The sequence below is a fragment of the Klebsiella sp. 28 genome, assembly GCF_018223905.1.
Taxonomy (GTDB): domain Bacteria; phylum Pseudomonadota; class Gammaproteobacteria; order Enterobacterales; family Enterobacteriaceae; genus Klebsiella; species Klebsiella pneumoniae.
The window spans coordinates 1-18,712 of the sequence record NZ_JAGRQY010000037.1; the positions used below are offsets into that span (position 1 = coordinate 1).

Sequence of the window (18,712 nt, forward strand, 5' to 3'; positions counted from 1 at the left end):
TTTGTTGACGCCGCGGGGTTTAATCTCCACCACGCACTTGCCAAGCTGTAACGCCAGCAGCGGATAGCGCTGAACAATCCGCTGCGCCAGCTCCAGCACGGCGCTCTGCTGCTGCGGGGCCTGGCGATAGTGGAGCGCGAAAGCCATCTCTTTACTCTCCAGCTCACATCCCGGGAGCGCTTCCAGCGCCGACGTCAGCTCAGCCGCGATCTCATCGCGCAGCGCTGTCGGCAGAGAGACGATGTAGGTTTTACCATTGATATCACGGCGCTCGGCCCCGTGAACGCCGGCCAGCGGTAGCCGCCAGGGATGGGTTAGCGCGTCAAGTTCAGCCATTGAGCGCCCTGAAATCAATGCCACCGCGCCCCCCTGCTGCTGGGCCAGCGCATTGAGCGCCTGCAGCGTGCTGTCGGGTATCACCACCTGATCGGGGTGCGGCTGGATATCGGCAAGAGTACCGTCGAGGTCAAAGAAAAAAGCGTAGTTTCCGGTTAGCGCAGGCGGTACAGATATCTGGTTATCCACCCTGTTTCCTCCTTATCATGGCCAGCCGAAGCTGGTTGTTAATTATATGTGAGCCATGTAAGTATAGACAGTGTGACCAACCTCGCCATTTTTGATAGTTACCGCCAGCGAAACGGGCGCTGGCGGCAATTACTCTGTAAACTAAAAAGTTCGGTTTAAATTCAGGCCGCACGTTTGGCTTTTTGTTTGTAGCGGTCGAAGATCACCGCCGCCAGCAGGATCACCCCGCGCACGACGTATTGTGAGAATGGCGAGATATTCAGCAGGTTCATCGCATTTTCCACGGTTCCGAGGATCAGGATCCCGGCCACCACGTAGGAGATCTTGCCGATCCCGCCCTTCAGCGACACCCCGCCCAGCACGCAGGCCGAAATAACAATCAGCTCATAGCCAATCGAGGTCATCGGCTGGCCGCTGGTCATGCGCGACGCCAGAATGATACCCGCTGCGGCCGATACCAGACCGGAGAGCACAAAGATAATAATCTTGGTGCGCACCACCGGGACGCCGGCCAGGCGCGCCGCCTCTTCATTGCCGCCAATAGCCAGCGTATTACGGCCAAAGGTGGTTTTGTTTAGTAATAATCCGAAAACCACCAGGCAGGCGACGGTCAGCCAGATCGGCGCCGGCAGACCAAACCAGTTGGCGTAGCCGAGGGTGAAGAAACGTTCATCTTCGATCCCCACCGCTTTGCCGTCGGAGATAATATAGGCCAGGCCGCGGACAATCTGCATGGTGGCCAGCGTGGTGATCAGCGCGTTGATCTTAAGGCGCGCAATGACAAAGCCGTTAACCAGGCCACTAAGCGCCCCCAGCAACAGGCCTGCGGCGATCCCCAGCCACAGGCTTTCGCTGAGATTAATCACCACCGCGGTGGTGACCCCGGCGCAGGCGATAACCGACGCCACCGACAGGTCAAAATCGCCGGAGGCCAGGCAAAACAGCATGCCGCAGGCCACCATCCCGGACATCGAGATCGCCAGCCCCAGCCCTTTCATATTGACGAATGAAGCAAAGTTGGGCACAAAAATCACACAGCCGATAAACAGCACCGCAAACACCACCAGCATGCCAAACTGATCCCAGATGCGGGCAAAGCTAAAGGTTGAGCGGGTAGCCCCGGACGTAGTCACTGATGACATCATTTACTCCTTACTCAGGCGACAGCCTGGCTCACTGTTGGCATCGCAAGGCTTAACGCCTGCTGTTCATTGGCTTCTTCATGCAGCAGTTCGCCGGCGATTTGTCCTTCGCGCATCACCACGATGCGGTCAGCGACGCCCAGCACTTCCGGCAGGTCGCTGGAGGCAAACACCACGGCGACACCGGAGGCGGCGAGGCCATAGATCACATTGTAAATTTCATGTTTGGCGCCGACGTCGATGCCGCGGGTTGGCTCATCAAGCAGGATCACCTTCATCTCTTCCGACAGCCAGCGGCCAAGGATCGCTTTCTGCTGGTTGCCGCCCGACAGGTTCATAATCAGCTGTTCCGGGCCCGGCGTTTTAATATTCAGCGACTGGATATGTTGATCGGCGTTGTCCGCCTCCCAGGCGTTGTTGATCAGGCAGCCAGCGTGAATATGCTTGCGCCGGGCGCTGATATTGATGTTATCGCGCACGGAATGCACCGGAATAATCCCCTCCGCTTTACGATCCTCCGGGCACAGCATCATCCCGGCCTGGATGGCCTGGGCCGGTTTGCGAATGGAGACGGGCTGGCCATCGATATACACCTGACCGCCGGTTATCTGCGTGCCGCCAAACAGGCCTTTCATTAGTTCGCTGCGCCCGGCACCCACCAGTCCGAACAAACCGACAATTTCACCGCTGCGCACCGAGAGACTAACCGGCGTGCGCACGCCCGGCGCTTTGACCTCCTCCAGGCGCAGCCGCTCCTTGCCATAGGGGCGAGGCTTCCAGCCATAAATATCGCCCAGATTGCGGCCTACCATTGCCTGGACCAGGGCGTCGTGGCTGACGCTCGGCATATCGTCAAAGGTGCAAACGTAGCGGCCATCTTTAAAGACGGTGATGGCATCGCTGAGGGAAAAAATCTCTTCCATCCGGTGTGAAACATAGATGATGACCCTTCCCTCCTCCCGCAACTCGCGGATGACGCGAAACAGGTTGTCGATCTCTCTGGCGGAGAGCGAGCTGGTCGGCTCATCGAACGCGATAATCTTGGCGTTACGCGCCAGCGCTTTGGCAATCTCCACCATCTGCCATTGACCAATGGAGAGATATTTCAGCGGCGTCTCCGGGTCGATATCCAGACCCAGATGCTCCAGCTGCAGGCGGGCCTCATAGTTGAGCAGCGAGCGATTGACGATGCCGCCTCTGTGCGGCAGCTGACCGAGATAGATATTTTCGGCGACGGTCATCTCCGGGATCAGATGCAGCTCCTGGTAGATAATTGCCACGCCGGCATTCAGCGCCTCCATGGTATTGGCGAATGCCATCTGCTGGCCGCCGATCTGCAGATGGCCCGCGGTCGGGATATAGTTGCCGCTGAGAATTTTCAACAGCGTCGATTTGCCTGCGCCATTTTCGCCCATCAGCGCGTGGATCTGTCCCGGGTAGCAGTCAAAACTGATATCGGACAAGGCCTTTACGCCAGGGAACGTCATGGTGATGCCGCGAAATGAGAGATAAGGGGTAGACTGTTGCATAACGACTCCGCTCTTCTGCACTCAGCCCCCGCGCCGCGGCGGGGGCCAGTTTAATCAGGCTGTTACAGCCCTTTTTTCGCCAGCTCTTCTTTGAAGTTATCGCGGGTAATCAACACCACATCGGTCACCGCCGTGAACTTCGGCGGCTCGACGCCCTTGGTGACCCAGTTGTAGAGCATTTCGCTGGTTTTGTAGCCGTGGATATCCGGGCTTGGCAGCAGAGAACCATAGAAGCCGGTCGGCTGCGCCTTCGACAGTTCGTTAACGGCATCCACGCCGTTGATGCCGATGCCAATCACATCGGGAGCTTTAAAGCCCTGACCTTCGGTCGCGCGCACGCCGCCGAGGACGGTGTTGTCGTTCATCCCGACGATCAGCCAGTGTTTAACCTGCGGATGTTGGACCAGCATCGAGTTACCGGCGTCGAACGCTCCCGGGATATCGTTGGATTTTGTCGGCACGCGGTAGATTTGCGCGTCCGGGAAGCCGGCCGCCTTCAGGGCATCGATGGAGCCGGTGGTGCGACGGCGCGCGGTATCCAGCTCATCGGCGGTGATCGCCATTACGGCGGTGTCTTTGACATCCCAGCCGCGCTTTTGCATCTCTTTATAGAGTTCCTGCCCCTGACGGGCGCCAATTTCGCTCGCCGCCATCATCACCAGCGGTACGCTCTCCATCGGTTTGCCCTTCGCATTGACGAACTGGTCATCGACGGTAATCACCTTCATGTCATAGCCACGCGCTTTGGCGACAATCGCCGACCCGAGCTTAGGATCGGGGGTACAAATGACAAAGCCCTTCGCGCCGCTGGCCGCCAGGCTGTCAATGGCATTCAGGGTTTTCTCTCCATCCGGGACCGCAATTTTAATAACGTCAAAGCCTAAATCTTTTCCTGCTTTATCAGCAAATTTCCACTCAGTCTGAAACCATGGCTCTTCCGGCTGTTTCACCAGAAAACCCAGTTTAAGATTTTCCGCCATAGCTGATTGTGACATAACCGCAGCGAGACCAATGGCCGCCAGCGCTTTAGTAAATTTGTGCATGGTAAACTCCAGCTTTAATTCGCTTTCATGTAGGGAAAAATCGGAATTAACAATTTAATCGGCATCAAAACAAGGCATTAGAAAAATCGCATTCCCCACTGCCGTTGTTAGAGTAGTAATACCCGGAAATTATTTCTCCATACGAGAGCATTATCACATCGCGGAATTACAGTAATTGCGTACATACATTTAGCAAAAAATGACATAAAAAATGACACAATTGTCATACAATTTTACCGGGGCATAGCAGGATCATCTATACCATCAGCAGGCTTATCCTTGTGTTGTCAGAGGATGTTTAACGGTGGGTTACAGCACTGTTATCATCAGCGATTGACGGCGTTGCTGCGGGCGATCGCCTGTGCGCCACTCAAATGGCAACCCACCTCGCCCCGCTGAGCCACATGGCCCGCTTAATATCGCGAAAAAACGGATCTTTGGCGTAATTTATTCCGAATAGAAAAAATATATTCCTCTTGATAATAAAAGCGCCTGCAACAAAAAATAAAAATAATGATCATCAACCTGAAACATTACTAATGAAATAACTTATTCCGTTCTCCTCTACGACGAATCTCGTAGTCAAATACTTATATCTTATAACCAATCTGAAACCAGCGAGCCTCTGCTAACGGCGCACAATCTCAGCCCTGGTAGTTTGCACAAATAATGGTGTAACAAAACGTAAATTACCGCGCTTGAGAGTTTTCTTAATTTCGTTGAGCGAGTATTCTTAAATCGTCGGCAAATGGAAAAAATACCCGACTCATACGGAATGTGTAGAGTTTTATTATTCTGCAACAGTGCCGCGTGTCACTATTTTATCTTGTAGTTATCCGCAGGATCCGCTGACGCGCACCAGTAACCCCTTCCCGGTTAATAAGGATATTTTTTATGGCAGTTCCAGGAATGGCACAAAAGCTAAACACCCAAATGAATCTTGAGTTTCACGCCTCTAACGTTTACCTGAACTTAAGTGAGTGGTGCGCCCGACATCGCTTCGACGGCGCCGCGACGTTTCTGCGCACCCGCGCGCAAAGCAGCATCACCCTCACTATGCGCGTATTTGACTACCTGAAAAAAGCCGGCAGCTGGCCGATCGTCAATCCCGACCACGCCTGTAACCCTGAGTGCACCTCGCTGGAAGATCTGTTTACCCAAACCCTGAGCGATTACCAACAGCGCAGTCGTCTGCTGAGCGGTCTCGCTCAGGAAGCCAAAGCGCAAAGCGATGACAGCACCTGGCGGTTTCTCACGCTGTTGGCGGAAGAGCAGCAGCAGGATGGCCTGCTATTGCAAAGCGTGCTTGAGGAAATTCGTAATGCCGATAAAGCCGGTCTCGGGATGGAGCAGACCGATCGGCGTCTGATGGCTATCGTTGGAGAAGCGCAGAAAGCGCATTAATCAATCCTTTATCGCTCTGCCAGGGGGAGCGCGTCTGCGCTGCCCCGCCCGGTTTATTAATCCATTACGTCTATTTTTTCTCCCCTATTATTCCTTTCAAGAATAAAAAAGTTTTAACTCGATCCCATTCCCTCATCACCGTTACCCCATAAGGGGGATTAGTGAGCGCGGTCACTTTTTGACGAACCATAAAGAAATATAAAAACAGTGTTTCAAAAATATAAAACACGAGGTTTATTTTTTATGGCTAGATACACGGCTTCAGCCTCTGAAGGGCTGCAGGGAAGACCGATCTTGTTACGCCATCAGTTAGCCTACGGCGGCGGAAATCTGTTAGGGAGCGGCGCACTGGCGATAAGCGGCGCATGGCTACTCTATTTTTATACGACCTTTTGCGGCCTGACGCTGATCGAGGCCTCATTTATCTTCTCCGTCGCCAGCATCATTGACGCTATCAGCAACCCGCTGATGGGCTATCTGACGGATAATTTTGGCAAAACGCGCCTGGGCAAGCGCTTCGGCCGCCGGCGTTTCTTTCTGCTAATCGGTATTCCGCTGATGATGTTCTACCCGCTGCTGTGGGTGGAAGGCCTGAGTTTCTGGTACTACCTTAGCACCTATGTGGTGTTTGAGATCATCTACACCTCTATCATGGTGCCTTATGAAACGCTGGCGACAGAGATGACCGATGATTTCTCACTGCGTTCAAAACTGACCGGCTATAAAGCTATCTTTGGTAAGCTGGCCAACTTCCTCGCGGCGTTTATTCCCGGCCAGTTCATTCTGCTGTATGGCAAAGATTCTGCCACCCCTTTCTTCCTCACCGGTCTGACCTATGGCGCGATCCTGATCGTCGCTATTTCCTGCCTGTGGTTGTGCAGCTGGGAGCGTGAGCGCGGGGAAGAGGTGGAAACCAGCGCGAAAAAAGGACTGCTGAGCACCCTGCTGTCGCTGGCGAAAGATATGCGTTCGACTTTTTATCTACGCGTATTCCGCAAACATCTTGGTATGTACCTGTGCGGCTTTGGCGCGGAATGGCTGTTTGCCTCCATCTTCACCTATTTCGTGATCTTCGTTCTACAACACGATCCAGCGATGGTGGCCGGGCTGAACAGCCTGAACTCGATTCTGCAGCTGATCTCTACGGCGCTGTTTATCGGCCTGTGCGTGAAAAAGGGCTTCAGCAAACCCTATATCCTGGCGCTGGGGATCGTCATTTTCGCGGTTCTGCTGTATACCTCGCTGTGGTTTTTCCATCTACCGTCCGGCCTGGCGACAGTGCTGATGTTCGGCATTACCGTGCTGTTCGGCCTGGGTACCGGCGGGGTTTACTATATACCCTGGACCGTTTACACCTTCCTGGCCGATGTCGATGAGATCTACACCGGACGCCGGCGGGAAGGGATCTATGCCGGCGCCATGACCTTCTCAGGAAAAATTCTGCGCTCGATTGTGGTGTTCTCGATGGGGGCGATCCTGAGCTTCTACGGTTTCCAGTCAAAAGCGCACAGCCAACCGGAAAGCGCGGTGACCGCTATCGCAGTGGTATTCTGCGTCGGGGTGATCGCATTAGCCCTGGCCGCCATCGTCTTCAGCAAGCAGATGAAGCTGGACCGGAAGGCCCATCTGGTGGTGCTGCAGGAAGTCGCGCGGATAAAAGCGGGCGGCAAAATTAGCGATATTGCGCCGGACGTGCGGGTTATCGTGGAGGATCTGGTCGGCCATCGCTACGAAGAGTGCTGGGGCAACAGCAAATTGTTCAAAGATGCTGCCCCTGCGCCTGCGCAGACCGTCGTTTCCCATTAAAGAAGAAGGCCCCGCCGGTATCCGGCGAGGCCTGGTATTAATGCGTTTCTTCCTGTGGAGTAAACTTCAGCTCAATCAACGCGATCGCTTTTTGCACCGCGCGAAGGGTCACCGGATCGGCAGAGGCCGGATGGCTGGCGAAGTCGATAGCTTTCAGCTGAGTGGTCATTTTTTCACGCACTTCCACCGGCGCAATGACGTCAATGACATCGAGGATCTGTTTGATAACCAGCTGGCAGGCAACCACATCGGAAACCAGCTCGTCGTGTTCGGTAAGATGTTGAGACATTAATTACTCCTTTTTTCAGGAGCGTAATAGTACCCTAAATCATTAACGATAATAAAACCTGCCGTCGCAGGTTTTTTTATCTACCCTACTGGCTGGCGGGTCGTCTCCTGCCGCTTTGCACAGGATCACACTCTTGATGGCAGTGACAACATGAATACCGCGATCTCTTCCCGCGATGAACGTGCTTTTTCAGCGCCGGCGCTGCTGGTGGCCGGTGCCTTTTTTATGGAGTTTCTCGACGGGACGGTGATCGCCACCGCCCTGCCCGATATGGCGAGGGATTTTGGCGTCACCGCGGTCGAACTGAATATCGGCATCAGCGCCTATCTGATTACCCTTGCGGTCCTGATCCCGGCCAGCGGCTGGATCGCCGATCGCTTCGGCGCCCGGGCTATTTTTACTCTCGCCCTGGCGATCTTTACCCTTGCCTCGGTCTTCTGCGGCCTCTCCACCGAGGTGCATATCTTTGTCGCCATGCGTATCCTTCAGGGAGTCGGCGGCGCGCTGATGGTCCCCGTTGGTCGCCTGGCGGTGCTACGCACCACGCCGAAACACCAGCTGATCAAGGCCATCGCCACCCTGACCTGGCCGGCGCTGGTGGCCCCCATTATCGGCCCGCCTTTGGGCGGCTTTATAACCCGCTACGCCAGCTGGCACTGGATCTTCTTTATCAATGTCCCGCTGGGCCTTGCCGCCATCATCCTTTCGCTGCGCATTATCCCTGATATTCGCGAAACGGAACGGCGCTCCTTCGATCTCAGCGGATTTATCACTACCTCGGTCGCGATGGTCAGTCTGGTAACCGCGATGGAGCGGCTCGGCGATCGCCAGCCGCAGATCTGGCCGACGCTGGCTCTCGCCGCGCTTGGCTTCGGCTGTCTGTTATATTCCATTCGTCATTTCCGCCGGGCGGCGGCGCCTATGGTTCGTCTCGACGCCCTGCAGGTACCGACGTTCCGGGTGACAATGTACGGCGGCTCGTTGTTCCGGGCCTCCATCAGCGCGGTGCCTTTTCTGCTCCCCCTGCTGTTCCAGGTGGGATTCGGTATGGATCCTTTTCATTCCGGCCTGCTGGTGCTGGCGGTGTTTGTCGGTAATTTAACCATTAAACCCGCCACCACACCGCTCATTCGCTGGCTGGGCTTTCGTCGGCTACTGCTGATCAATGGCGCGTTGAACGTCTGTTCGCTGCTGGCTTGCGCGCTGCTTACGCCGCAGACGCCGGTCTGGGCCATCATGCTGATCCTTTATCTCGGCGGGGTGTTTCGCTCAATCTAGTTTACCGGTGTAAGCACGCTGGCCTTTGCCGATGTCCCCGCCGCGCAGATGAGTGATGCCAATACGCTGTTCAGTACCGCGTCGCAGCTGGCGGTAGGGCTGGGGATCACGCTCGGGGCGATTGGCATTCGCCTGGGCGAGCAGGTCGGCGACTGGCTGCATCTTACTGAACTACCGGGGATCAGCTTCCGCCTGTCGTTTGTGTTTATCGCCTTGATCTGTCTGGTAGGGATGATCGACAGCCTGCATCTGGCCAAAACGGCCGGCAGCAGCGTGTCGGAGAAGAAGAAATAGAAGAAAAAATAAACGACGGAAGGGCCAGCGGCGCTGGCCCTGATGACGGTTAAGCGACGATCTGGCGAACAAAGTCTTCGATTGCTTTATCCTGGCAGTTTTCGAAGAAGCACTGCTGGAAGCGTGGGCCGGAGACTGCGGTTTTCACCAGCTGCGGATCGATGGCGCGCAGGGTATCGAGGTAGTTCTCTTTTACTACTGCTGCTTTGACCTGGTTGAGGATCCCGGCATTGCGCACCTGCGGTTCTTTGCGCTCCGGCGGATAGCCTTCGCCGTTGCGGCCGGTAAAGGCTTTTTCAAAGATAAACCGCACATTCAGTTCGGCGCCCCAGCCGAAGCCTTTGGCAAACGGCAGCGACAGCGCATTACCGTTGTTGATCTGGGCAAACAGGAACGCATCCGCCGGATCGATACAGTAGCCGCAGACCACGCCCGGATGGATGTTCAGCGACATCAGCGCCCCCTGACCGGTACCGCAGCCGGTGACCACGAAGTCAACTGCTTTCGAATTCAGCAGAATACTGGCCATGATCCCAAGATGGATGTAGGTCAGATGATGATCGTTCTCATCGCTCATGCCGACGTTATAGACCGGGAATCCTTTTTCGTCGGCAACCGCGTTAAGCTCCTTGAGGATGATGGCGTTTTTGTTCGCCTGGCTGTTCTCCATCATCAGTGCAATCTTCATGGTTTACTCTCCTGAATGCTGTGCGGGCCTGCCCGCAGAATGTCATTGGCGTTGATTGCACTCTACTACCTTGAAAACAAACTTTCAAATTTTATGAAAAGTTGTTTTAAAATTTACGCAGTGCTTCACACTTTCGCAAGCTCCCCCTGTCTGTTGACCTCAGCCCTCTGCATGCTGGCGTATCCTCTTCGTCCTCCCTTACCACCCGCCGGCGACAAAGTCCTGACCGCCCAGGCAATAATGAATAATAAATTAAAAGCATTCTCATTTATTATTAAACTGCCAATGCGTGTTATTCCCATTAGCATTTTAAATAAAACATTTTTAAATTTACTTTTTGCAAATAATTAAATAACAAATTATAGTGGCAGCCAATAACATCTATTATTTAATTCCAGGAGTGCAACGATGCTGAAAACGGACATGATTGACAAACTGAATGAACAGATGAATCTTGAACTCTATTCTTCTCTTCTTTATCAGCAGATGAGCGCCTGGTGCAGTTACCACAGTTTTGAAGGCGCCGCGGCCTTCCTGCGTCGCCATGCTCAGGAAGAGATGACCCATATGCAGCGCCTGTTCGACTATCTAACCGACACCGGCAGCCTGCCGCGGATCAACGCTATCGCCTCCCCGTTTGCCGAATATGCCTCACTCGACGAGCTGTTCCGCCAGACCTACGAGCATGAGCAGCTGATCACGCAAAAAATAAATGAACTGGCGCACGCGGCCATGACCAGCCAGGATTATCCGACCTTTAATTTCCTGCAGTGGTATGTTGCTGAACAGCATGAAGAAGAGAAATTATTTAAATCGGTGATCGATAAACTGACCCTCGCTGGAAAAAGCGGCGAAGGTCTGTACTTTATCGATAAAGAGCTGGCTACCCTCGACGCGCAGAATTAATCCCCCGCGCCGCGACAGTCCGTGTCGCGGCCCTCTTAATGTCGGCAGATCTTATTTTCTGCGGTAGTAAAACCTTCCTCTCTGGCAATAAATTTGCCTTTTTTCTCTAAAAACGCCACCAGCTGTGCGGCGCTTAGATTCTCTGCTGAACAGGTGTGAAACCGCGCCTCTTCGCCAAAGCGGCGGCGAATGGCGGCCTCCAGCGAGGCGACCGTCCAGGACTCACCCGAGGCGAGCATCATCTGTAAAACTTCATGACCATGAATAGAAGACATAACCCCTCCTGCAAAAACCGCCAGCTTAGGCCAGACCGTCAACCCGCGCCTTGCGCCAGCGCAGGCTTTCGCCCTCTTATTATGTAAACATTTCATTACACAACTTGTAATCCCGATTTGACGAAAGCCGTAATATCCCCTACTCTGCGCGGCATAATTTATTGTTATTTGCTGTAGGGATAGCGAAAAGCGTGAAAAACCGCACTCTGGGCAGTATTTTAATCGTAGCTGGCACCACCATCGGTGCAGGAATGTTGGCAATGCCATTGGCCGCCGCAGGCGTCGGCTTTACCGTCACGTTGGGTTTACTTTTCACCCTGTGGGCATTGATGTGCTATACCGCCCTTTTGCTGCTGGAAGTCTACCAGCATGTCCCTGCCGATATGGGGCTCGGTTCTCTGGCGGCGCGCTATCTGGGCCGTTATGGGCAGTGGGTTACCGGATTCTGCATGCTGTTTCTGCTGTACGCCCTCACGGCAGCCTATATCAGTGGCGCCGGTGAATTACTCGCTTCCAGCCTCAACCAGTGGCTGGACTGGCAGCTACCACCGGCCGCAGGCGTACTGATCTTCACCCTCCTCGGCGGGGCGGTAGTGTGCATTGGCACCGCGCTGGTGGATCTGTTCAATCGCTTCCTGTTTAGCGCCAAAATCGTCTTCCTGGTGATTATGCTGGCTCTGCTGATGCCGCACATTCATCAGGTGAACCTGCTGACGCTGCCGGTTGAGCAAGGCCTGGCCCTGTCGGCCATTCCGGTGATTTTCACCTCCTTTGGTTTTCACGGCAGCGTCCCGAGCATCGTCAGCTATCTGGGGGGGGATATTCGCAAATTGCGCCGGGTATTTATCATCGGCAGCTTTATTCCGCTGGTGGCCTATATTTTCTGGCAGCTGGCGACGCTGGGCAGTATCGACGCCCCGGCCTTTACCGCCCTGCTGGCAAATAACGCTGGTCTGAACGGCCTGCTGGAGGCGATCCGCGAAGTGGTGGCGTCACCGCATGTGGAGCTGGCCGTTCACCTGTTTGCCGACCTTGCGCTGGCGACGTCATTCCTCGGCGTCTCGCTCGGCCTGTTTGATTATCTGGCGGATATGTTTCAGCGTAAAAACAGCGTCGGCGGGCGTCTGCAGAGCGGGATAATCACCTTCCTGCCGCCGCTGGCGTTCGCCCTGTTCTATCCCCGCGGTTTCGTCATGGCCCTCGGCTACGCCGGGGTGGCATTAGCCGTGCTGGCGCTGATAATGCCGGCTCTGCTGGTCATGAAGAGTCGCCGAGAGCATCCGCAGGCTACCTGGCGGGTCGCCGGCGGCGCACCGACGCTATGGCTGGTTCTGCTGTGCGGGATCGGCATCGTGGCTATTCAGTTCAGCATCGCTGCCGGGTTGTTGCCCGCGGTGGGATAAAAAAGGGGCCTGCTGGCCCCTTGTTCATTTCGCTAAGCAACACTGCTTATACTTTTTACCGCTGCCGCATGGGCAGGGATCGTTGCGTCCGACTTTCGCTTCATTTCTTATTGGCTGCGGGGCCTCCACCGGCTGCGGATTCGCTATCCAGTACTGGTAAAGCGCCAGCGCCGCCGGCGTGATACGCTCGATGCTGGAGATAAATTCATCCGCCGTCAGATTATCCAGCGCGCTAAACTGTTCTTCGCTGCCGTGGAGCGCGATAGCGTCCAGCTCCGGCTGGAGTTCAGCGGGCAACGTCGACCAGTCGCTCAGCGCCACGCCGCGCAGATAGCCAAAGCACCACTCCTCGACTATGGTCAGCTCCTGACCTTCCGCTTCGCGGGTGCCGAACAGCGGTTCGAACTGATCGGGATAAGACTCCAGCCGTTCGGCGATATCGCTCATATGCTGCAGCGTCAGATTGACAAAGCGATCGCGCTCGCGATCGTTGGCCCAGCGCGGGACATTATCCGCCCCGCCCCAAATCGCCAGCAGCCACTGAGCGGGTTCGATGTCGGTCGGCGCAGAGAGGATCGCCGTCAGCAGGCCATCCAGTTCAGAGACATCCAGAATGGCGCCTTCGGCGGCGTATTTCGCCAGAGTGTCATCCAGCCATTCCAGTTCGTTTTCGTTCAAAGGTCCGGTATTCATTCACAGGCTCGCATGGTAAAAATCGGGCCTACAGTAGCCGAATTGCCGACAGAAAGCCACCCGGCGATACCTATTGCGCCGGTGTCAACGATACGCGATCAGGCCAGGCCGCGCAGCGCCGACGCCACCTCACGACAGGCCTCCTCCCCTAACGAAAGCAAAGGACGGGGAAGCGAGTCTGGATCGCAGAGTCCGAGCATCGCTGCGGCGCTGGCTATCACTCGCAGGCTACCACCATAGCGATCAAAGCATCGCCATAGGGGGGCCAGCTGCTCATTCAGTGCCGCAGTCTGCGCCACATCGCCGCTACGTATCGCTCTTACCAGCGCCAGTGAGCAGCGGGGAAAGAGTCCGCCGCAGACCGAATACCAGGCTTCGCAGCCGGCCTGCAACCCGGCAGTGGCCCACGCATCGCCGCTGACGCCAAGCGTAACGCGAGAGGGAAGATGCTGACGCAGGGCCGCTACACGTTCGCTCGCCTGTGGCGCGGGCAGGCCGGGAATTTTAATCGAGGCAATGGCCGGCAAGGCGGCGATGCGCCCCTGCAGCTCATCCGCCAGCATTACGTGGGTAGTGCGGGGATTGTCATACAGGCAAACCGGCACCGAGACATGCCGACAGACTTCTTCGTAAAAGGCAAAGATCTCCTCCGCGGAAAGCGGCTGATAGGACATCATCGGCAGTAATAACGCATCCGCCCCTGCCTCCTGAGCATCCTCCACCAGGCGTAGCACCTCGTTAGTCGCAATGGCGCCGACGCCGACCATCATCGGGATCGACCCCGCATGCGCCTTCGCCACCTGCACCACTCGTCTGCGCTGCTCACGGCTGAGATAAGCGTAGCTACCGGTTGAACCTAAGATGCCCAGAGAGTCGACTCCGGCATCGGTAAGACGGGCGAGAATACGAATAAACGCTTTTTCATCAAAATCTTGCTGATGCAAAGGTGTCAAAGGAAATGCGCAAAGTCCACTGAACATGCTGCCTCCGGCAGGCTGGGCTGAGAGTCCGTTTGATAGTAGCAAGGCGCGATCGTTTTGTCCTGGGACAAATGAGAAATTGACTGTAAGGCAAGAGTTAACCGAAAAACGCCGTGGCGTCAGGCTGGCGGGAAAGGTATCAGAAAGCGAAAGTACAGAAACAAAAAAACCACCCGTAGGTGGTTTCACGACACTGCTTATTGCTTTGATTATTCTGTATTTCCCAATGGTACCCGGAGCGGGACTTGAACCCGCACAGCGCGAACGCCGAGGGATTTTAAATCCCTTGTGTCTACCGATTCCACCATCCGGGCTCGGGATATAAAGTGGAGGCGCGTTCCGGAGTCGAACCGGACTAGACGGATTTGCAATCCGCTACATAACCGCTTTGCTAACGCGCCTTTAATACTGAAGCACCCGCAACTGCCGATGCTGTTAATCTGGAGCGGGAAACGAGACTCGAACTCGCGACCCCGACCTTGGCAAGGTCGTGCTCTACCAACTGAGCTATTCCCGCATCATCAAGTTATTTGCTAATCACTTGATTTTGTTATCGTCTGGAAGACTGTGCCGCCGTTCGATGCGTTGCATTCTACTTATCTCTCGCGGTGAGTCAACGGTATTTTTCGCAACTTTGTATCGTTTGCTGAAAATAACGGCGAAACGATCACTGATCAAGCAAATCGCCGCGCGCCGCGTTCAAATACTGCAGCATCGACCACAGCGTCAGCACCGCCGCCACGAGGAAAAGCACGATCCCGGCCCACTCCACCCACGGATAAGGACGCCACAGCATCCATACCAGGGCGGTCATCTGGGCGGTCGTTTTCACTTTGCCAATCCATGAGACCGCCACGCTGCTGCGTTTCCCCAGCTCCGCCATCCACTCACGCAGCGCGGAGATAATGATCTCACGGGCAATCATGGTCGCCGCCGGTAGCGTGACCCACCAGGTGTGATAGTGTTCGGCAACCAGCACCATGGCGATAGCCACCATGACTTTATCGGCAACCGGGTCGAGGAAGGCGCCAAAACGGGTGCTCTGATTCCAGCGACGAGCGAGGAAACCATCAAACCAGTCGGTTACCGCGGCAACAAAGAATATCAGCGCGCAGGCAAACGGCGCCCAGCTAAAGGGCAGATAAAACGCCAGCACAAAAAACGGGATCAGGATGACGCGAAACAGAGTAAGCAACGTAGGGATATTAAATTGCATAGTGACGGGTAACTATCTGTTGTAAGTAAAAATTAGCCCTATGTTGCTACAGAGCCCCTAATGTTTCAACGAGTAGAAGATCTTTTCTGCCAGAGCGTGAGAGATGCCCGGTACTTTAGCAATTTCTTCGACGCTGGCCTGCTGTAGCCCCTGCAGCCCACCCATATACTTCAGCAGCATCTGACGACGCTTCGGCCCCACCCCCTCGATAGTCTCAAGCGAGCTGGTGCTCTTCACTTTCGCCCGTTTTTTGCGATGCCCGGAGATCGCATGATCGTGCGATTCATCGCGAATATGCTGGATCACATGCAGGGCCGGCGAATCCGGCGGCAGGCTAAACCCTTCCCCTTCCGGCTCAAAGAATAACGTTTCCAGACCCGCTTTTCGATCGCTACCTTTCGCCACGCCCAGCAGCAGCGGATGATGTTTATCCCAGGGGACGTCCAGTTCAGCAAACACGGCTTTCGCCTGGGCCAGCTGTCCCTTGCCGCCGTCTATCAGGATCACATCCGGGATCTTGTTGTCATCAATCGCTTTACCATAGCGACGGCGCAGGACCTGATTCATCGCCGCATAGTCATCGCCAGGGGTAATGCCGGTGATGTTGTAGCGCCGATACTCCGCGCGCAGTGGGCCATTGCTGTCAAACACCACACAGGATGCTACGGTCTGTTCGCCCATGGTGTGGCTGATGTCAAAACACTCCATTCGCTTGACGGCCGGCAGCTCCAGTACGCTGGCCAGCGCCTGCAAACGCTGATGAATGGTCGATTGCTGAGACAATTTGGTCGTTAACGCTGTCGCGGCGTTGGTCCGCGCCAGCTTAAGATAACGCGCTCTGTCGCCGCGCGGCTTAGTCTGCACATTGATTCGACGACCCGCCAGCTCCGACAGCGAGTCGGCCAGCAGCGTCTTATCCCCAAGGTTAAAGTCGAGCAAAATCTCCCCCGGCAGCGTGCGCATTTGGCTGCCCTGCAGGTAGAACTGGCCGACAAAGGTCTCCACGACCTCTCCCAGCTCGGTGCCGCCCGGCACTTTCGGGAAGTAGCTTCGGCTGCCCAGCACTTTGCCCTGACGGATAAACAGCACATGCACGCAGGCCATGCCGGCATCGAAGGCGACGCCGATCACGTCGAGGTCGTCACCGGTGTTGGAGACAAACTGTTTCTCCGTCACGCGGCGGACGGCCTGAATCTGGTCGCGGATGCGCGCGGCCTCTTCGAACTCCAGGTTCTGGCTCGCCTTCTCCATCCGCGCGATGAGCTGGGTCAGCACCTGGTCATCCTTGCCGGCGAGAAACAGCCGCACATACTCTACCTGCTGAGCATACTCTTCTTCGCTGACCAGCCCGGCCACGCACGGCCCCAGGCAGCGACCAATCTGATACTGCAGACAGGGGCGGGAGCGATTGCGGTAGACGCTGTTTTCACACTGACGGATGGGAAAGATTTTCTGCAGCAGCGCCAGGGTCTCGCGCACGGCATAGCCGTTGGGAAAAGGACCAAAATATTCGCCCTTCGCATGTTTGGCGCCGCGATGCATCGCCAGACGCGGATGAGTATCGCCGCTGAGAAAAATAAAAGGATACGATTTATCGTCGCGTAACAGCACGTTGTAACGTGGCTGGTACAGCTTAATATAGTTGTGCTCAAGCAGCAGCGCTTCCGTCTCGGTGTGGGTGACGGTCACGTCGATTTGCGCGATCAGCGCTACCAGCGCTTCCGTTTTACGCGACGCAAGGTTGCTGCGGAAGTAGCTACTGAGCCGCTTTTTCAGATCTTTGGCTTTGCCAACATAGATGACGGTTCCGCCAGCATCATACATCCGATACACACCGGGCTGGCTGGTCACCGTTTTCAGGAAAGCTTTTGCGTCAAAAACATCACTCACTGGCTTGCTAACGACTCCGCATTACACAGGCCATGGCGAATTGCCAGGTGGGTCAGCTCGACATCGCCATGAATGTTTAATTTACTGAACATCCGATAGCGGTAGCTGTTAACCGTTTTAGGACTCAGATTTAGCTGCTCTGAGATCTCATTCACCTTCTGACCTTTGGTGATCATCAGCATAATCTGCAATTCGCGTTCAGACAAACTGGCAAACGGCGATTCTGTCTTTTCGGGTTCAATCTGACTTAACGCCATTTGCTGGGCAATATCGGAGGCAATATAGCGCTGCCCGGACGCGACGCAGCGGATGGCATTCACCACTTCCTGCGGCGCGGCGCCTTTACTGAGATAGCCCGCCGCGCCCGCCTGCATGACCTTGGCAGGTAAAGGATTCTCGGTATGCACGGTCAACATGATCACTTTGGTGCCCGCCACGGAGCGCGCGATTTTGCGCGTCGCTTCAAGACCACCGATCCCAGGCATGTTCATGTCCATCAGGACGACATCTGCGGAATTAGCCCGGCACCACTTGACGGCGTCCTCGCCGCAGCAGGCTTCGCCAGCGACTTTAATCCCTTTTATATCTTCCAGAATGCGTCGTATCCCTGCGCGCACCAGTTCGTGGTCATCAACAAGAAGAACGTTGATCAAAGGAATAATCTCCAGAATGAGGGATAACGCTACTGATACTTTATCTCCCACATATTACCGGGTTTTATTGCTATTTTAAAAGGCAAAAAAATGCCCTCGCCTCGATTTGGCTCTCATTTATGGCAATGTCTGTGCACACTAAGTGGAAAGTCATTGAGAACAGTCAGTTGCCCGGCTCTTATTTTTTAACAATACTCATACAGAAGGCACAAAAAACACAACAGATTACGTAGCGCATAAATACGAAGCAAAATATGTAACAATTATTAACGAGCTAAATAGATGGGGGAAATTATTGGCTTGCCGACGGCTATTACGTATTATCCGAAGCATCAAAACATTCACAGCTCAGATGAGAGAACAGAAATTAAGCACACCTTTTTTTTCTGTCGCTTGTGGTATACTGCGCGGCCTTCACATTGAGTAGAGCGCAATAGCGCAGCGAGTAAACGAGGATATCGATGAGCACACCAGATTTTTCCACTGCAGAAAATAAGCAGGAACTGGCGCAGGAAGTCTCCTGCCTGAAAGCGATGATTACGCTGATGCTGCAGGCGATGGGCCAGGCGGATGCGGGGCGCGTGATTATTAAAATGGAAAAGCAGATTTCACAGATGGAAGATGAGGCTCAGGCCGCCGTATTCTCCAGCACCGTTAAGCAGATTAAACAAGCCTATCGGCAGTAATCCTGTGCCGGC

General features: G+C 54.9%; 19 protein-coding genes, 3 tRNA genes and 2 pseudogenes. 8 read left to right on the plus strand and 16 right to left on the minus strand.

The genetic code is table 11. The features are described 5' to 3' along the window. The 4 genes from otsB to KHQ28_RS07205 form a co-directional block, all read right to left on the minus strand. Nucleotides 1-525: trehalose-phosphatase (gene otsB / locus KHQ28_RS07190; protein ID WP_211777578.1), on the minus strand; the 525-nt coding region annotated here is incomplete at its 3' end. A 161-nt stretch (nucleotides 526-686) separates the two neighbouring features. Continuing rightward, nucleotides 687-1,667: an L-arabinose ABC transporter permease AraH gene (araH, locus tag KHQ28_RS07195; protein ID WP_002911507.1), complete on the minus strand. Its 981-nt coding sequence runs from the start codon at nucleotides 1,665-1,667 to the stop codon at nucleotides 687-689. A gap of 14 nt (nucleotides 1,668-1,681) precedes the next feature. Continuing rightward, nucleotides 1,682-3,196: an L-arabinose ABC transporter ATP-binding protein AraG gene (gene araG / locus KHQ28_RS07200; protein WP_032418795.1), complete on the minus strand. Its 1,515-nt coding sequence runs from the start codon at nucleotides 3,194-3,196 to the stop codon at nucleotides 1,682-1,684. Between the two features lie 62 nt (nucleotides 3,197-3,258). Next, a complete protein-coding gene (locus KHQ28_RS07205; RefSeq protein ID WP_002911518.1) occupies nucleotides 3,259-4,239 on the minus strand; it encodes an arabinose ABC transporter substrate-binding protein in 981 nt (326 codons plus the stop codon). Between the two features lie 361 nt (nucleotides 4,240-4,600). Between KHQ28_RS07205 and KHQ28_RS07210 the strand changes: the two are divergent. Together KHQ28_RS07210 and KHQ28_RS07215 are read left to right on the plus strand one after the other, a co-directional pair. Beyond that, nucleotides 4,601-4,696, plus strand: a pseudogene (locus KHQ28_RS07210) (hypothetical protein); the annotation flags it as partial. Between the two features lie 437 nt (nucleotides 4,697-5,133). Then, nucleotides 5,134-5,643 carry a non-heme ferritin-like protein gene (locus tag KHQ28_RS07215; RefSeq protein WP_004175413.1) on the plus strand — a complete coding sequence of 170 codons (510 nt, stop codon included), beginning with the start codon at nucleotides 5,134-5,136 and terminating at the stop codon, nucleotides 5,641-5,643. A 70-nt stretch (nucleotides 5,644-5,713) separates the two neighbouring features. On the opposite strand, the gene KHQ28_RS07220 is transcribed toward KHQ28_RS07215, so the two are convergent. Then, on the minus strand, nucleotides 5,714-5,872 hold the full coding sequence (locus tag KHQ28_RS07220; RefSeq protein WP_004148869.1) for a succinate dehydrogenase: 159 nt from the start codon (nucleotides 5,870-5,872) through the stop codon (nucleotides 5,714-5,716). Nucleotides 5,873-5,937: 65 nt separating this feature from the next. Between KHQ28_RS07220 and KHQ28_RS07225 the strand changes: the two genes are divergently transcribed. After that, a complete protein-coding gene (locus tag KHQ28_RS07225) occupies nucleotides 5,938-7,449 on the plus strand; it encodes an MFS transporter (protein ID WP_002911522.1) in 1,512 nt (503 codons plus the stop codon). A gap of 37 nt (nucleotides 7,450-7,486) precedes the next feature. Here KHQ28_RS07225 and KHQ28_RS07230 read toward each other — a convergent pair whose 3' ends face one another. Next, complete coding sequence (locus tag KHQ28_RS07230; RefSeq protein WP_002911524.1) at nucleotides 7,487-7,738, minus strand: DUF2766 family protein; 252 nt, start codon at nucleotides 7,736-7,738, stop codon at nucleotides 7,487-7,489. 150 nt (nucleotides 7,739-7,888) lie between these two features. Between KHQ28_RS07230 and KHQ28_RS07235 the strand changes: the two are divergent. Next, nucleotides 7,889-9,310, plus strand: a pseudogene (locus KHQ28_RS07235) (MFS transporter). Nucleotides 9,311-9,359: 49 nt separating this feature from the next. On the opposite strand, the gene KHQ28_RS07240 reads toward KHQ28_RS07235, so the two are convergent. Beyond that, the gene (locus KHQ28_RS07240) at nucleotides 9,360-9,998 is read right to left on the minus strand and encodes an RpiB/LacA/LacB family sugar-phosphate isomerase (RefSeq protein ID WP_002911528.1); all 639 of its coding nucleotides are present in this window, start codon (nucleotides 9,996-9,998) and stop codon (nucleotides 9,360-9,362) included. A 171-nt stretch (nucleotides 9,999-10,169) separates the two neighbouring features. On the opposite strand from KHQ28_RS07240, the gene KHQ28_RS07245 reads away from it, so the two are divergent. Then, nucleotides 10,170-10,349: a hypothetical protein gene (locus KHQ28_RS07245; protein ID WP_020956668.1), complete on the plus strand. Its 180-nt coding sequence runs from the start codon at nucleotides 10,170-10,172 to the stop codon at nucleotides 10,347-10,349. A gap of 57 nt (nucleotides 10,350-10,406) precedes the next feature. Continuing rightward, entirely contained in the window at nucleotides 10,407-10,904 is a 498-nt protein-coding gene (ftnA, locus tag KHQ28_RS07250; RefSeq protein WP_004141101.1) for a non-heme ferritin, read from the plus strand. A 35-nt stretch (nucleotides 10,905-10,939) separates the two neighbouring features. On the opposite strand, the gene KHQ28_RS07255 is transcribed toward ftnA, so the two are convergent. Then, entirely contained in the window at nucleotides 10,940-11,179 is a 240-nt protein-coding gene (locus tag KHQ28_RS07255; RefSeq protein ID WP_004175410.1) for a YecH family metal-binding protein, read from the minus strand. A gap of 191 nt (nucleotides 11,180-11,370) precedes the next feature. On the opposite strand from KHQ28_RS07255, the gene tyrP reads away from it, so the two are divergent. After that, nucleotides 11,371-12,582 carry a tyrosine transporter TyrP gene (tyrP, locus tag KHQ28_RS07260; RefSeq protein ID WP_004151453.1) on the plus strand — a complete coding sequence of 404 codons (1,212 nt, stop codon included), beginning with the start codon at nucleotides 11,371-11,373 and terminating at the stop codon, nucleotides 12,580-12,582. 24 nt (nucleotides 12,583-12,606) lie between these two features. Here the strand turns inward: tyrP and KHQ28_RS07265 are convergent, their stop codons facing one another. From KHQ28_RS07265 to uvrY, 8 genes are all read right to left on the minus strand, one after another. Then, nucleotides 12,607-13,275: a YecA family protein gene (locus tag KHQ28_RS07265; protein ID WP_023316206.1), complete on the minus strand. Its 669-nt coding sequence runs from the start codon at nucleotides 13,273-13,275 to the stop codon at nucleotides 12,607-12,609. Nucleotides 13,276-13,373: 98 nt separating this feature from the next. Further along, nucleotides 13,374-14,255 carry a dihydrodipicolinate synthase family protein gene (locus KHQ28_RS07270; protein ID WP_004180444.1) on the minus strand — a complete coding sequence of 294 codons (882 nt, stop codon included), beginning with the start codon at nucleotides 14,253-14,255 and terminating at the stop codon, nucleotides 13,374-13,376. 227 nt (nucleotides 14,256-14,482) lie between these two features. Further along, a tRNA-Leu gene (locus tag KHQ28_RS07275) sits at nucleotides 14,483-14,569 on the minus strand. 13 nt (nucleotides 14,570-14,582) lie between these two features. Further along, nucleotides 14,583-14,656 (minus strand) — tRNA-Cys (locus tag KHQ28_RS07280). Nucleotides 14,657-14,696: 40 nt separating this feature from the next. Continuing rightward, nucleotides 14,697-14,772: transfer RNA gene (locus tag KHQ28_RS07285), tRNA-Gly, on the minus strand. 150 nt (nucleotides 14,773-14,922) lie between these two features. Continuing rightward, a complete protein-coding gene (gene pgsA / locus KHQ28_RS07290; protein WP_002911537.1) occupies nucleotides 14,923-15,471 on the minus strand; it encodes a CDP-diacylglycerol--glycerol-3-phosphate 3-phosphatidyltransferase in 549 nt (182 codons plus the stop codon). Nucleotides 15,472-15,528: 57 nt separating this feature from the next. Next, complete coding sequence (gene uvrC, locus KHQ28_RS07295) at nucleotides 15,529-17,361, minus strand: excinuclease ABC subunit UvrC (RefSeq protein WP_002911538.1); 1,833 nt, start codon at nucleotides 17,359-17,361, stop codon at nucleotides 15,529-15,531. Continuing rightward, nucleotides 17,358-18,014 (minus strand): UvrY/SirA/GacA family response regulator transcription factor, encoded by a 657-nt coding sequence (gene uvrY / locus KHQ28_RS07300; protein WP_002911539.1) that lies wholly within the window; start codon nucleotides 18,012-18,014, stop codon nucleotides 17,358-17,360. The genes uvrC and uvrY overlap by 4 nt, the downstream gene beginning before the upstream one ends. Nucleotides 18,015-18,475: 461 nt before the next feature. Here uvrY and KHQ28_RS07305 point away from each other — a divergent pair, with 461 nt between their 5' ends. After that, entirely contained in the window at nucleotides 18,476-18,700 is a 225-nt protein-coding gene (locus KHQ28_RS07305; RefSeq protein WP_002911541.1) for a DUF2594 family protein, read from the plus strand. Nucleotides 18,701-18,712 lie beyond the last annotated feature (12 nt).

Excerpts from the sequence above, each read along its gene's own strand:
- KHQ28_RS07255 (WP_004175410.1), bottom strand. The coding sequence starts at position 11,179 with ATGTCTTCTATTCATGGTCATGAAGTTTTACAGATGATGCTCGCCTCG.
- araG (WP_032418795.1), bottom strand. The coding sequence starts at position 3,196 with ATGCAACAGTCTACCCCTTATCTCTCATTTCGCGGCATCACCATGACG.
- KHQ28_RS07240 (WP_002911528.1), bottom strand. The coding sequence starts at position 9,998 with ATGAAGATTGCACTGATGATGGAGAACAGCCAGGCGAACAAAAACGCC.
- KHQ28_RS07205 (WP_002911518.1), bottom strand. The coding sequence starts at position 4,239 with ATGCACAAATTTACTAAAGCGCTGGCGGCCATTGGTCTCGCTGCGGTT.
- KHQ28_RS07265 (WP_023316206.1), bottom strand. The coding sequence starts at position 13,275 with ATGAATACCGGACCTTTGAACGAAAACGAACTGGAATGGCTGGATGAC.
- KHQ28_RS07215 (WP_004175413.1), top strand. The coding sequence starts at position 5,134 with ATGGCAGTTCCAGGAATGGCACAAAAGCTAAACACCCAAATGAATCTT.
- KHQ28_RS07245 (WP_020956668.1), top strand. The coding sequence starts at position 10,170 with ATGCTGGCGTATCCTCTTCGTCCTCCCTTACCACCCGCCGGCGACAAA.
- pgsA (WP_002911537.1), bottom strand. The coding sequence starts at position 15,471 with ATGCAATTTAATATCCCTACGTTGCTTACTCTGTTTCGCGTCATCCTG.
- ftnA (WP_004141101.1), top strand. The coding sequence starts at position 10,407 with ATGCTGAAAACGGACATGATTGACAAACTGAATGAACAGATGAATCTT.
- KHQ28_RS07230 (WP_002911524.1), bottom strand. The coding sequence starts at position 7,738 with ATGTCTCAACATCTTACCGAACACGACGAGCTGGTTTCCGATGTGGTT.
- araH (WP_002911507.1), bottom strand. The coding sequence starts at position 1,667 with ATGTCATCAGTGACTACGTCCGGGGCTACCCGCTCAACCTTTAGCTTT.
- KHQ28_RS07305 (WP_002911541.1), top strand. The coding sequence starts at position 18,476 with ATGAGCACACCAGATTTTTCCACTGCAGAAAATAAGCAGGAACTGGCG.
- KHQ28_RS07270 (WP_004180444.1), bottom strand. The coding sequence starts at position 14,255 with ATGTTCAGTGGACTTTGCGCATTTCCTTTGACACCTTTGCATCAGCAA.